This is a genomic window from Rufibacter roseolus, assembly GCF_017916365.1.
Taxonomy (GTDB): domain Bacteria; phylum Bacteroidota; class Bacteroidia; order Cytophagales; family Hymenobacteraceae; genus Nibribacter; species Nibribacter roseolus.
Map to the genome: position 1 here is coordinate 1532400 of NZ_JAFMSU010000002.1, position 13398 is coordinate 1545797.

Below are 13398 nucleotides of genomic sequence, written 5' to 3' on the forward strand. Positions count from 1 at the left end.
AAGGCTTCTTCTACCTTCTGCGGCAAATACCAGAACACTCAAAAGTAAATACGGATTTTCACCAACAGGCGGGTTTTAGGGCTTCTACAAGCCAACGTTGTCCCCCGGGTTTTGCGTAAGGTGCACTTTCAGAGGTACCAGCCCCCCAGGGCTAAGAACGCGTGCTTCCAACGCGGCCAGCGCCTCCTTTTTTAATCCGGCATCCTCAGGTAACCGGTTGAGAGAACTGATCGGCGTTTGGCCTTTACTTTCGGGAAAAGGGGCAGAAAACAGGCAGGGAAACCAGGCCTGTTAAACAAGAGGGAAAAGTTATTTCTCAAGACAAACAAGTTTAGACCTACAGATATGGATGCAGCTTTGCGCCAGAACCAAAGCAATGGGATTTTAGGGAACTATCAGATTCCGCCGCAATTTTTAGACGAAGTATTCATGGCCCCAGGCCAGGTGCACCCGCACTACCAGGCCGTGTATCAGCAGTTCCAGGAGTTTTCCAAAGAAGATTTCAAGGAGTTGAATGAGCACGCCAAGATGTCTTTCTTCAACCAGGGCATTACTTTTTCGGTGTACTCAGATAAGTCAAAGGGCGTGGAGCGCATCTTCCCCTTTGACCTGTTTCCGCGCATCATCCCGGCCCAGGAGTGGGCCCACCTTGAAGAAGGCATTATCCAGCGATGCGTGGCCCTGAACCTGTTCATGCAGGACATCTACTCCAAGCAGCACATCCTCAGAGACAAGGTAGTCCCCGCCGAGCTCATCTTCTCGTCAAAGAACTACCTCAAGGCCATGCTGGACTTCAAACCCATTGGCGGCATTTACAACCACATCTCCGGCACCGACCTCATCAAGCACTCAGATGGCCAGTACTATGTGCTGGAAGACAACCTGCGTTGCCCCTCGGGTATCAGCTACGTGCTCTCTAACCGCGTGGCCATGAAACGGATCCTGTTCCAGATGTTCCGGCAGTTCAACGTGAGCACCGTGCAGGAGTATCCGCAGGAACTGCTGGCCACCATGCAGAGTGTAGCGCCTAAGGGCATTGACGCGCCCACCTGCGTGGTGCTTACCCCCGGCGTGTACAACTCGGCTTACTTTGAGCATGCGTTCCTGGCGCTCACCATGGGCGTACCGCTCGTAGAAGGCCGCGACCTGTACGTAGAGAAGAACTTCGTGTACATGAAGACCATTAACGGACCCAAACGGGTAGACGTGGTGTACCGCCGCCTGGACGATGACTTCCTGGACCCGATGGCGTTTAAACCAGACTCCATGCTGGGAGTACCCGGCATCATGGCCGCCTACAAAAAAGGCAACGTGAACCTCTTGAATGCGCCCGGCACCGGCTTCGCCGATGACAAGGCCGTGTACACCTATGTGCCAGACATTATCCGGTACTACCTGCAGCAGGAGCCTATCCTGAACAACGTGCACACCTACCGCTGCGAGAAAGACGATGACTTCAAATACGTGCTGGAGAACATGGCCAACCTAGTGATCAAACCCGTGGATGAAAGCGGCGGCTATGGTATCCTCATCGGGAACAAGGCCACCAAAGAACAGCTAGCCGAGTTTAAAACCCTGGTGACCGAGAACCGGCGCAAATACATTGCCCAGCCTATCATGAACCTGTCTATGCACGCCACCTTTATTGAGGGCGAAGACCAGTTTGAACCCCGCCACGTAGACTTGCGCACCTTCACGCTTCTAGGCAAAGACCGCCAGTTCGTGCTCAAAGGAGGTCTCTCCCGCGTGGCCCTGAAAAAAGGCAGCCTCATTGTGAACTCCTCGCAGGGCGGCGGCTCCAAAGACACCTGGGTCATGATGGAAAACGGCGCCGGCATGTTCATGCACCAGAACGGCTCCACAGAACAAAGCATGACCATGGACGGCCAAACCATGACCATGGGCCCGCAAGGCATGTCCATCGGTACGGAGGGCACCATGTCCATGGGCAAACCCGGGGCGGAATAGCCAAGTGTAGGGGCAAAACTGATCTGCAAAAGCAGGTCTTCCCCCTACCCCCTTCAAAGGGGGACCAACAGATAAAGTAAACATAAGAATAGAAAATCGATCTCCTTGGTCAGTATTCCTGCCCCAGGACTCATAACTCAAGACTCAGAACTACACAACCACATATGCTATCAAGAATTGGAAACAGCTTGTTTTGGATGGGGCGCTACATTGAGCGGGCCGAGCACATTGCCCGTTACACGCGGGTACAGTATGTCTCCTCAGTAGATGCGCCGCTGGGCCCGCACCGCGAATTAGTCCTTGAATCTATCCTGAACATGGCGGGCAGCAAGGAGGCGTATTTTGGGGTACATGACAAGCTGGAAGATGACAAAGTCATTGACTTTATCTCCATCTCTGAATCTAACCAGTTCTCCATACTCAGCTACATTGGCCGCATCAGGGAGAATGCCCGCGGCTCCCGAGATAATATCTCCATTGAATTATGGGAAGCCATTAACCGGTTTTACCACAAGGTAAACGAGCTCATGACCTCAGAGATGGCCTCAGAGGAGATTGAGTTCTTTTCCCGCAGAATTGAGGAGAACAGCTACATCACCAAGGGCTACATTGAGAACACCTTGCTCCACAATGATGTCTGGATGCTGATTTCCCTGGGCATGCACCTGGAGCGCGCCATCCAGGTTATCAGAATCCTGCAAACCAAGCTGGACGACATTGAGAAGCTGGAGTTCCTGAAGCAGGGAAATGCCCTGGAGAACTACCAGTGGAGCACCACCCTCAAGAGCACCGAGGCTTTTGACATGTTCATGCGCTGCCACAGAACCAGCCCTACCCGATCGCACGTACTGGATTTTTTGCTTTTTGATAGCCAGTTTCCCAAGTCTGTTGCGTATAGCATGGATTGGATCAGGAAATGTATTGAGGGCATCTCTTTTCAGCAGGAAGAAAGCCGGAAAGAATCGCTGGAGTTCATGGCCGGGAAACTGGCCTGCCGTTTCCAGTACCTCACCATAGAAGAAGTAGAAGACCGGGCTTCGCAGTTCCTGCAAAGAACCCTGGAGAACATCTATGAGATTGCTAATCTACTAGACGTAAAATATTTGAAATACCATTGATGCCAGTTATGGCCTTGCCTATATGAAAACAGAATACGAGGTGGTGTACCGCACCCACAACACGTATGAAGAAAATGTGAGGGAGGCCTTCTTTTCTTTTCAGGTGCTACCCTGCCAGAACGAAAGCCAGGTGGTGCGCAGCGTTTCCCTGAGCAACTCTCTGAGCGCCGATACCTTTCAGCACCCCAACCCTTTTGGCTTTGAGGTGATCAGCCTGCACACGGTGGAACCGTTCAACACCTTTGAGTTTGAGATGCGGGCCATAGTAGAGAAAGACCAGACTTGGTTTCCGGTAGAAGGCATATTAACCGTGGAGGAAGAGCAACGCCAGCTGCAGGACCACCTTTTTTACCTGGAAAACCACCTGTACCTAGGCTTTGACCATTATACCCGTATTGGGGATAATTACCGCCCGCAACTGCCCATGCGAGAGCCCCAGGAAACGGTATATGGCTTCCTGCAAAGGCTGAACTCCCATGTTTATGAACTGCTGGAGTTTGACCCCGAGCCCACGCACGTGTGCACCAGCGCCAACGAGGTACTCAAACTACGCCGGGGCGTGTGCCAGGATTACACGCACCTGTTCCTGGGCATAGCGCGCCTGAACAGGATTCCGTGCCGGTATGTGTCTGGGTACCTGAACCAGGGCCTGCACCTGACGGGCTCTGCCGTGATGCATGCCTGGGCCGAGGCGTATATCCCCGGTTTTGGGTGGCAGGGCTTTGACCCTACCAACAACCTGCTGGCTGACGCGCACTACATCAAAGCCACCCACGGATCAGACTACGCCGATTGCAGTCCCATCAAAGGCACCATTAAGACCAACGGCAAGCAGAAAACCAGCTATGGCGTAAGCGTTCACCCGGTGCAGGAAGCATCCTTTGCCCTGCAAGAACAAACGCAATCCAGCTTTCAGGAGTAAGCCGTATTGCATCACCAGGGTGGCTTTTAACAGCTGCCAATAAAGAACCATTAGCATGAAAACATTTCACTGCAGTTGCGGTAATAAGTTATTCTTTGAGAATTCTTTCTGTGTGTCCTGTAACCGCGAGGTAGGTTGGTGCCCGGTATGCGAGGGCATGCACGCCATGGAACTGGACGGCAAGGGCGGCTACACCTGCACCAACAAGGAGTGCGGCGCCCATGTGGTGAAATGCTATAATTACTCTACCTACAACGTCTGCAACCGCATGGTGGAGACCCCGGCAGGCCAGCCCCACAAGTTTGACCAGCTCTGCGAATATTGCCAGCTCACCGAGACCATCCCGGATTTATCAGTAGAGGGTAATGCCCAGAAATGGTATGACCTGGAAGTGGCCAAACGCCGCCTGCTTTACCTCCTGGATGAACTGGGCCTGCCCTACGGCTCCAAAGCCGAGAACTTTGAGCTGCCCCTCTCCTTTGACTTCAAAGAAGACGTGGAGGCCTCTCCCATCCTGGGCTGGATTGGACTGGAGAAAGGCGAGAAAGTCTTCACCGGCCACGCCGATGGCAAAATCACCATCAACCTCAGCGAAGCCGATCCCGTGGAGCGCGAGAAACTGCGCGTGTCCTTCGGGGAAACGCACCGCACGCTCATTGGCCACTTCCGACACGAAGTAGGTCACTACTATTGGCAATTGCTGGTGCAGAACAAAGACGAGGAAGCCTACAAAGCGGTCTTCGGCGACCATGAAAACCCCACTTATTCCGAGGCCATGGACCTGTATTACAAAAACGGCCCTAAGCCCAACTGGCAGAACAGCTACATCAGCGCGTACGCCACCATGCACTCCTGGGAAGACTTCGCCGAGACCTGGGGAACCTACATGGACATGATGGCCGTCCTGGACACCGCCGACAACCACGACCTTCTGGAACTTCCTAGCGATGACCTGGTAGACACCCAACTAGAGGAAATGCTCACCCGCTACGCAGACCTGAGCCTGAAAGTAAACGAGGTGAACCGCTCCCTAGGCCTCCCAGACCTCCTCCCCGAAACCTTCTCAGAACCGGTCATAGAAAAACTGCGCTACATCCACCGCCTCATCCAGAAAAACCGGAAAAAAGAGTAGGCATTTCTGTTAAGAAGTTTGCTGGGCATCGTGGACCTTTAAATGATATCACTGCATTTCTGAACCGAGAAAAATCATCCGTTTAGAGGCTGTTTTGGTAAAAACAACCTCTAAATGATTTCAACCCTGCCCTCTCACTGCCACTAACTGCCTCTTAATGCCGCAAGTTTGAGCGGAGCGGTAACTTGTGGCTGACCATGATGCCAGTTTGTAACTGGCGTGGTCCATCATCAGATCATGTGTTTCGCCAGTTGCAAACTGGCGGTCATTTCTACTCCAAGTTACCGCTGCGCTCAAACTTGAAGTATAGGCGTTTGAAGTAGGTCTTAAGCAGACTATCAGCTTATCTCAAAGGGCCACCTCCCGCTGGCGCGAGCGTCCCGCTCGTGTCCGCACGCATTCCAGATGTTTTCATTTGTCATCCTGAAAGGATCTTGCGAGTGAACGGTAGTAACGCTTCATTAAGGCTTTTCTAGTTCGCCCACAAGATCTTTCCAAGATGACAAGGGAAGAGGAAGTGTCTTTGATTTAGAGCAGAATACCGTTACTCTAGAAATCAGAAAGCAAAAAAGGATCTGAAATCGTGCGGACACGAGCGGGACGCTCGCGCCAGCGATAGAAGTAGATACAAAAAGACCTCCCGTTTAGGCACTGTTTTCAAGAAAACAGCCCCTAAACAGGAGGCCTTTCTCAGGGCCAACCTAGGTTTGTGAAAAGCCTAATCTAAAGCAGTTTCTTAAAGAAAGGCTCCAGTTCTGCGGCCATGACGCCATGCTCTTCCACGTTGGGGTGGCCGGTGCAGCCGGTGGCGCGCATGGGTTTGAAGAAATGCAGGGCTACGGGTTTAGCGGCGGGGAAGGCGGCATCCACCTGGGCCTTTATGGCACTGAGGCAGTTCTCCAGGGTTTGCTTTTTGGGACCGTTCATCATGGGGCTGCTCAGCAACGCAATTTGGGCCTTGGGGTACTTGGCTTTCACGTTCTTCACAAACCCGATGTAAGCCTGCACAAAGGTGGCGCTGTCAAATGGTAGTCGTGGGGTCTTGCCGTCGCCGTCGCTGAAATCATTGGTGCCCAGGGCAATGGAGACAATCTGTGGAGAGAATTGGCTGAAGTCCCAGCGCTGGGGGTTCTTGTCCTGGAAATCTACCTTCTCGTAGACCTCGGGCAAAGTGGGGCCGTTGCTGTTCCAGTTGCGGTAGGCCCCGTAGCCGCTTACGCTGCTCAAGATGAATTCGGCCTTCACGGCACGGGCTACTCGGGGACCATAGGCCATGTAGGCGTTGTGCTGGTCGTGGTACTCGCCGGTGCCGCAGGGTACCTCAGACGGATCAGCGGCCGCCCCGCACGTGATGCTGTTCCCGATGAACTCGATCAGGGGCTGAGAAGCCGGCTTCAAGGCGGCGACTTTAGGCCCAATCACTTTCCGGATCACCACCGGACCGGAATGCGCCTCGGTGGTTTTATAGATCCAGACGGTGTGCTTGCCAGGCGAAGGTGCCGTAATGACCAGCGTATCTTGTGGCCCGTCTATTCTGATTCTCTTCTGGTAAACGCCGTCCAGTTCGTACTGCAGGTAACTATGGCCGTTAGGATCGGGAAGCGAAGTCACCACCTGGGCCTGGGTGCCTTCAAAGCTGAACCCAAAGTGCACCGCCGAACTGATCAGTTCCAGCCCCTGGTCATTGTTCACCTGGAAGCGACCCACCGGCCGCAAGGAGGTAGCAGGTAGTTCCTGGACTTGCCCACTCGAGGATCCCGGCACAGCGGTACAGCCCACCTGCAAAGCACAAAGCGCGGCGACTAAGTAAGCGTATCTATTTTTCATAGAGGTTTATTAAAACAACAGTTTACAAGGATAAAGATATTCCGGTGGCTTTCCATACGCCGGCTGGATTAACGTTGGCATTGCCTGTTCATGGCTGGCGCTAGGGCTTGAATAGGCCAATTGTATTTGCCTGAAATCGCCCTGCGTAGTCTTGCAGTTCTTTCCTAAGCCCTGGATTGTACAGAGGAAAAATCAGCCGGTAGCCCCAATCAGCAAAGGGAAAAACAGGCCTTGGCAGCACCTCTTTTGGCTATTGGTTTATCTGCCAGAAGTTAAGTACTTTAGCTCTACCCTGTACTGTGCAGGAACCTTCCACCTAACGCAAACGCCATGCTACAAACCGCTACCACTACTACCTCTCCGCCCCCTTTAGAACAGAAAACCAGGGTGTCTTCCATTGATGTGGTACGCGGCCTGGCCATTGTGATCATGGCGCTGGACCACGTTCGCGATCTGATGCACACCACCGCCCTGGTGCAGGACCCACTGGACCTGAAAACCACTACCCCTGCCCTCTTTCTCACGCGCTGGATTACGCATTTCTGCGCGCCCACTTTCGTGTTTTTGGCGGGCACTTCGGCGTACCTGTCGCTTAAGAAAGATGGAAACTACGCGCGGGCGCAACGGTTTCTGCTTTCCCGCGGGTTCTGGCTCATGGTGCTGGAGCTGACGGTCGTCGGCTTCGGGATCTGGTTTGACATCTTCTTCCGGACCATCATGTTCCAGGTGATCTTTGCCATCGGGTTCGGGTTTGTGGTGCTGGGTTTGCTTTTGCGGCTGCCTTCGCGGGTGCTTGGGGGCATCGGTTTGGCTATTATCCTGCTGCATAACCTCTTGCCTCCAGTGGGTCCGGCTCAGTCTATGTTGGGTAAGTTTGCGTACTCCATTCTTTTCAGGCCGGGCTTTTCTCAGCCGAGCGAACACCTTTCGCTGTTGGTAGCCTATCCGGTAATTCCGTGGCTGGGCATGCTATTGCTGGGTTTCGGGTTTGGCGAAGTTTTCAAGCTAGCCGAGGCGCCCCGCCGCAAATTGCTTTTCCTGGCTGGGGCTGTAGCATTAGCCGTGTTTGCGGTGCTGCGTTTTACCCAGGTCTACGGAGAACCTAATCCCTGGGCGGCGCAGGAGACTCCGCTCCTCACTTTCCTGTCCTTTATCAATGTCACCAAATACCCGCCTTCGCTCCTGTACACGGCCTTGTTTCTGGGGCTGATGTTTTTGCTGCTTGGTTTCCTGAACCGGGCCCAAAACGGATTTACCCGATTCTTCTCCACCTACGGCCGGGTACCTATGTTTTTCTACCTCATCCACTGGTACACCATCCACACGTCTATGCTGGTGATGGTCCTTCTGCAAGGTGTCTCCTGGAACGACCTTCCCTTCGGCTCCCTGGAGTTTGGCCGGCCTAAAACCGGCGTAGGCCTGGAGCTTCCTTTCATTTACCTTTTCTGGATTTCGCTGGTATTGGTGCTGTACCCGCTCTGCAGGTGGTACGGCCGCTACAAAGCCGCGCACCCGGAGAACCGTTGGCTTAGTTATCTGTAGACAAGCAGGAAGCGTTGGCAACCAAAGGCTCATTGTAAAGCTGTTTACAGTCTACTTTTTCAAGAACGGACTAAAAACCATAGAACCAATACTTCAAGTTTGAGCGCAGCGGTAACTTGGAGTAAAAATGACCGCCAGTTTGTAACTGGCGAAACACAGAATCTGATTACGTACTACGCCAGTTACAAACTGGAATCATTGGTAGCCACAAGTTACCGCTTCGCTCAAACTTGCGGCAGTAAGAGGTAGGCAAGCGGCAATAAAAGCAGAAAGCGTTTAGAGGCTTTTTTTGCGAAATCAGGCTCTAATCAGGATTTCTGCAGGGAATGGCCCTAGCGTATCAAAAACTACTAACGCAGTCCAGCTATCAGCCAAAAGAAAAACGCCGATGTTAGAAGGTTCTAACATCGGCGTTTTGGTTTGTGGTTAAGATTCCTGATTCAGCTTGGGGATGAATGACAAGGTACTTACGGGTGTTTCTCAACGGCCACCTTGTCTTTTCACCAGAAGCCTGTAAACCAGGGGCTGTATTACATGGTTGGTGGGCAGTTGAACACGATGTTGTCAATGGCGCCTGATCCGCTGAAGTTACCGTTTGGCGAGATGCCTTTTGGTCCCAAGATCACTTCCATTTTCACCACGCCCATGGTACCACCCAAGTCAACGATTTGCTTACCGTTGTTACCGCTAATCGGCAGCACAATTTCTTTGATCACTTTAGAAGCGGCATCATACAACACCACTTTGGTACCGGCCTCATAGTCATCCACGTCCAGCACGGTCATAGAGCTCAAGCTCACAGATCCGAATTTAGAGAAGTCAAACACAAACTTACCACCCAGGTTGTTGTCATAGGCTTTGGTTGGGTCTGTGGTTCTGTTCACGATGAGCGTGTGACCCAGTGGCACGTTGTTCACGAAAGCTCCGGCGGCACCGCCGTCACCTACGCCTCCACCACCGAAGTTCTGGTGCGGAGTAAGGATATCGGTCACCTGGTTGCCTATAGAAGTTGGCTGCGCAGAGTTGAAGATGTTGGCAGCGTTCACCTTGCTGTACACATTGGTAGCGGTTCTTCTGAAGGCGCTTACCATGATTGGCGTAGAAGACTGGTCGCTGGTTACGGCGTTCACGAAGCCATCTGCTCCTCTGGTGAATCTGGTGAAGGCTACGGTTTCGCAGGCTGGTTTAGGCGTGCAGTTGAACGTGATGTCATCAATGGCACCTGAGCCCACCAATTGGCCGCTGTTACCAAGGGTAATCACCATTTTCACCACACCTGGGGTTCCGCCCAGGTTCACAACCTGTTTACCGTTGTTCCCGCTCACGGCAAGTTTCACGGTTTTCAGGACATTGCCTTTGATGTCACGCAGTTCCACTTTGCCACCGTTTTCATAAGAATCCACGTCCAGTACGGTGATGGAGTTCATGGTAACAGTGCCGTAGGCCGAGAAGTCAAGGAATAGCTTACCACCGTTGTTGCTGTCATAGGCCGGGGTTGGGCTGTCGGTGCGGTTTATAATCATGACGTTGCCCAGGGCGGTGTTGTTGGCGTAGGTTTTACCTTTCTTGCCACCATCTCCTACTCCCCAGCCGCCAAAGTCTTTGTGCGGCGTAAGGATGTCGTCCACGTCATTGCCCAGAGGACCGGTTTGGCCAGAGTTGAAGATGTTGGCCGAGTTGGTGGCCGCAAACGTGTAGGGAGCGGTCCTGCGGTTGGCCGTCACCATTATGGGTGTGTTAGCCTGGTCACTCATCACGGCAGTCACAAAGCCGTCATTTCCTCTGATTACCTTATCAAAGGAGATGGTCTCACAGGATTCTGTCATTGGGTTTTGGTTTGCGTTGCTTAACGCATCTGGCTGGATCATCTCCTCCGACTCGGGGTTACAACCGTAGATCAAAGTAGCTGCAGCCAGTAACATGCTGCCTCTCAGTAGGTTTACTTTCATAATAATTATTAGGGTTTAAATGAAAAAATTGGTTTATAGAATTTTAGATTGTTACACAGTAATATTTAATCTTTGATACCTGCTATTTATGAAAAATGTTACAAAGTTTCTAATTATGTTATTATTAATTTTCAATTTTTTATGTCCATTCTTTAGGTTAAGCCATATTTTGGCCTCTAAAGTGCTGAGAATAAGCCTATATTGACCTTTTCTAATGATATATTGCACTAAACAATGTACTTACAGATATTATTGAACAAACTTCCGGTTTTATACTACCTGCTGAGGCTTCGCTAAAGTTAACCTGTAGACTTCTGAGCGTTTAGAAGCCACTTTTGGGGAAACTTTTTAAAAGGACATCTCCCTCATTCCTTCAAAACAACTGTCCTTTTCATGCACTCAAAGTTTAGGCAATAAAAAACGCCGTTGCAGGGCTTTCTGCAACGGCGTTTTTATTTGGTTAGACTAGCGTTCTACATTAATCATCACAGTGACCCGGACCAATTTTACCTTCATTGTAAGCACCCAGGATACCAGCCCATTGGATAAGCTGAGACCTGGTGGCGGTATTGTATGGAGACGAAATGGTGTTTCGGTAACTGCCGCCAGACTTAGCGGAGAAGTAGGCTGTGGCAGCGGCAAATGCGGCATCCACCTGAGGAGTAGAAGAGGCCTGCATCCTATTCAGTTTGGCAGCCATGTATTGGTGTGCCAGGATAATGTAGGCATTGCCTCCTTTTGGTGGCGTGTTGAACAATTGCAGGTAGGTCATGCCGCTTCCGTAGAAGGTAGAGTTAGCCAGGTTACCCCAGGTAGCATCACGTTTCTTGCCGGTAGCGTGGTTTTTCCAGTAGCCTTGGGTGTAGGTACAGCCGTATTCTACTGGTGGCGGAGGAGGACAGTTGAAGACAATGTTGTCTACCGCACCAGAGCCGCTCAGCTGACCATTTGGCGAGATTCCACCAGGACCCAGGAACACTTCCATTCTTACCACACCTGTGGTACCACCCAGGTTCACAATCTGTTTACCATTGTCACCGCTCACTTGCAGCATCACGGTTTTGAGCACGGTATTACCGGCACCGTACAGCACCACTTTACCGCCGGCTTCATAAGAGTCAACATCCAGCACAGTAATGGAAGTAAGGCTTACAGAGCCATAGGCAGAGAAGTCAAACACCATTTTACCGCCAGTGTTGCTGTCATATGCTTTGGTTGGGTCATTTGTGCGGTTAATGATGAACACGTTACCCAGTGCCATGTTATTGGCGTACGGGCCAGCGGCACCACCCTCTCCAACACCGCCACCGCCAAAGTTTTGGTGAGGCGTCAGGATATCATCTATCTGGTTGATGTCAGGAATTGGGGTTGGCTGACCAGAGTTGAAGACGTTAGGCACATCAGTTATGCTGTAAGTGTTTGGAGCGGTTCTTCTGAAGGCACTTACGTAGATTGGAGTCCAGGACTGGTTACTGGTCACGTAAGACAAGAATCCGTCTGAACCTCTCACATATCTGGTAAAGTCAACAACTTCGCACTCAGTTGGTGGCAGGCAGTTGAAGACAATGTTGTCAATAGCACCGGAGCCGGTTAAGGTACCGCTTGGGCCTAAGTACACTTCCATTTTAACCACGCCGCTGGTATTGCCTAGCTCTACTCTTTGCTTGCCGTTGTCGCCGCTTACCTGCAGCATTACGGTTTTAAGCACAGTTCCGCCAATACCATACAAAACCACTTTACCACCTGCTTCATAGTCGTCCACGTCCATAACGGTAATGGAGTTCATGGTTACGGTGCCGTAAGAAGAGAAATCAAACACAAACTTACCGCCTTGGTTATTATCGTAAGCCTGTGCGGGGTCATTGGTGCGGTTGATGATCAATAAGTTACCCAGCGATGTATTGTTGGCGAATGGCCCGGAGGCACCACCGGCTCCAACACCACCACCGCCAAAGTTTTGGTGCGGGGTAAGGATGTCATCAATCTGATTCACATCCGGAACGGGAGTAGGCTGGCTGGAGTTGAAGATATTCGCCACGTTTGTGGAAGAATACGTATTGGGTGCCGTTTTTCTAAAGGCACTCACGTAGATGGGAGCAGATGCTTTGTCACTCATCACTGCATTCACGAAGCCGTTCTGTCCTCTGGTAAATTTGTCAAAGGTTACAGTTTCACAGCTCTCAGTAGTCGTCGTGTTTTTACTGGATTTACCCAGTACATCTGGTTGCGCCAGTTCTTCCTCCTCTGGACTACAACCATAGAATACAGTAGCCACAGCAAGTAACATGCTGAATTTGAATAGATTTTTTTTCATAATAGCTTACTGTTTTAGTTGAATAATAAATTATAAAATCTGTAATACAATTTACATTTTCACATGTTCATTTGTCAAATTTTCAACTATAAATAAATTTTATTATCTAATTTTCAGTATTTACCACATTTAATGTCCATATAACACTTGTGAAATTAACCTCCATTGAGGGCTATTTGCGCCAATTTTACATGTAACTACTTATAATTTAGCACCTTACACCAGACTCAAGCAACACTAATCAAATTATGAATTTCATAATTGTACCAACATAGAACTGAAGGGCATCCTCTACCGGTAAGCTTCAATTATCCTCAGGGATTAACAGGACTGGGGAAGATGCCCAAGGATTATGCAATTTTTTTATTAGTAGAATGCTCATGTAGGATGCTCATGAGGAAAGGGACGGTTAGGTGTTTTAGCACCGGTTTTCGCAAAACGACCTAAAAACAGGCAAAAACTTAAAGCCAGTGGAAGACCTGCAGCTCCTGCTTAATACCAGATTTCCCCAAGGAGATTAATCCCTGGGAGAAGATTTCTGCGCTGCCTGCCTTGTTTGATTTGCCCAGATGGCTATGGAGTTTTTCTTCATTTACATTCCCACTTGGCAGGACTACTGTGGCACG

At 50.9% G+C, this 13398-nt stretch carries 8 protein-coding genes; 5 read left to right on the forward strand and 3 right to left on the reverse strand.

Annotation, left to right across the window (positions count from 1 at the left end):
- Nucleotides 1-345 precede the first annotated feature (345 nt).
- The 4 genes from J3P35_RS15250 to J3P35_RS15265 all read left to right on the forward strand — a co-directional run bounded on the left by J3P35_RS15250 (nt 346) and on the right by J3P35_RS15265 (nt 5140).
- Entirely contained in the window at nt 346-1968 is a 1623-nt protein-coding gene (locus J3P35_RS15250; protein ID WP_210465423.1) for a circularly permuted type 2 ATP-grasp protein, read from the forward strand.
- Nucleotides 1969-2132: 164 nt separating this feature from the next.
- Entirely contained in the window at nt 2133-3086 is a 954-nt protein-coding gene (locus tag J3P35_RS15255; RefSeq protein WP_210465424.1) for an alpha-E domain-containing protein, read from the forward strand.
- A gap of 22 nt (nt 3087-3108) precedes the next feature.
- Nucleotides 3109-4008 carry a transglutaminase domain-containing protein gene (locus tag J3P35_RS15260; protein WP_210465425.1) on the forward strand — a complete coding sequence of 300 codons (900 nt, stop codon included), beginning with the start codon at nt 3109-3111 and terminating at the stop codon, nt 4006-4008.
- 55 nt (nt 4009-4063) lie between these two features.
- Complete coding sequence (locus tag J3P35_RS15265; RefSeq protein ID WP_210465426.1) at nt 4064-5140, forward strand: zinc-binding metallopeptidase family protein; 1077 nt, start codon at nt 4064-4066, stop codon at nt 5138-5140.
- Between the two features lie 723 nt (nt 5141-5863).
- On the opposite strand, the gene J3P35_RS15270 is transcribed toward J3P35_RS15265, so the two are convergent.
- Nucleotides 5864-6967, reverse strand: coding sequence for an SGNH/GDSL hydrolase family protein (locus J3P35_RS15270; RefSeq protein WP_210465427.1), 1104 nt, complete (start codon nt 6965-6967; stop codon nt 5864-5866).
- Between the two features lie 330 nt (nt 6968-7297).
- Between J3P35_RS15270 and J3P35_RS15275 the strand changes: the two genes are divergently transcribed.
- A complete protein-coding gene (locus J3P35_RS15275; protein ID WP_210465428.1) occupies nt 7298-8509 on the forward strand; it encodes a DUF1624 domain-containing protein in 1212 nt (403 codons plus the stop codon).
- 530 nt (nt 8510-9039) lie between these two features.
- On the opposite strand, the gene J3P35_RS15280 is transcribed toward J3P35_RS15275, so the two are convergent.
- Both J3P35_RS15280 and J3P35_RS15285 read right to left on the reverse strand, forming a co-directional pair.
- Nucleotides 9040-10458, reverse strand: coding sequence for a hypothetical protein (locus tag J3P35_RS15280; protein ID WP_210465429.1), 1419 nt, complete (start codon nt 10456-10458; stop codon nt 9040-9042).
- A gap of 478 nt (nt 10459-10936) precedes the next feature.
- Complete coding sequence (locus J3P35_RS15285) at nt 10937-12772, reverse strand: hypothetical protein (protein ID WP_210465430.1); 1836 nt, start codon at nt 12770-12772, stop codon at nt 10937-10939.
- Nucleotides 12773-13398: the final 626 nt, after the last annotated feature.

Coding starts and splice junctions, on each gene's coding strand:
- J3P35_RS15250 (WP_210465423.1), top strand. CDS start 346: ATGGATGCAGCTTTGCGCCAGAACCAAAGCAATGGGATTTTAGGGAAC.
- J3P35_RS15285 (WP_210465430.1), bottom strand. CDS start 12,772: ATGAAAAAAAATCTATTCAAATTCAGCATGTTACTTGCTGTGGCTACT.
- J3P35_RS15270 (WP_210465427.1), bottom strand. CDS start 6,967: ATGAAAAATAGATACGCTTACTTAGTCGCCGCGCTTTGTGCTTTGCAG.
- J3P35_RS15255 (WP_210465424.1), top strand. CDS start 2,133: ATGCTATCAAGAATTGGAAACAGCTTGTTTTGGATGGGGCGCTACATT.
- J3P35_RS15265 (WP_210465426.1), top strand. CDS start 4,064: ATGAAAACATTTCACTGCAGTTGCGGTAATAAGTTATTCTTTGAGAAT.
- J3P35_RS15260 (WP_210465425.1), top strand. CDS start 3,109: ATGAAAACAGAATACGAGGTGGTGTACCGCACCCACAACACGTATGAA.
- J3P35_RS15280 (WP_210465429.1), bottom strand. CDS start 10,458: ATGAAAGTAAACCTACTGAGAGGCAGCATGTTACTGGCTGCAGCTACT.
- J3P35_RS15275 (WP_210465428.1), top strand. CDS start 7,298: ATGCTACAAACCGCTACCACTACTACCTCTCCGCCCCCTTTAGAACAG.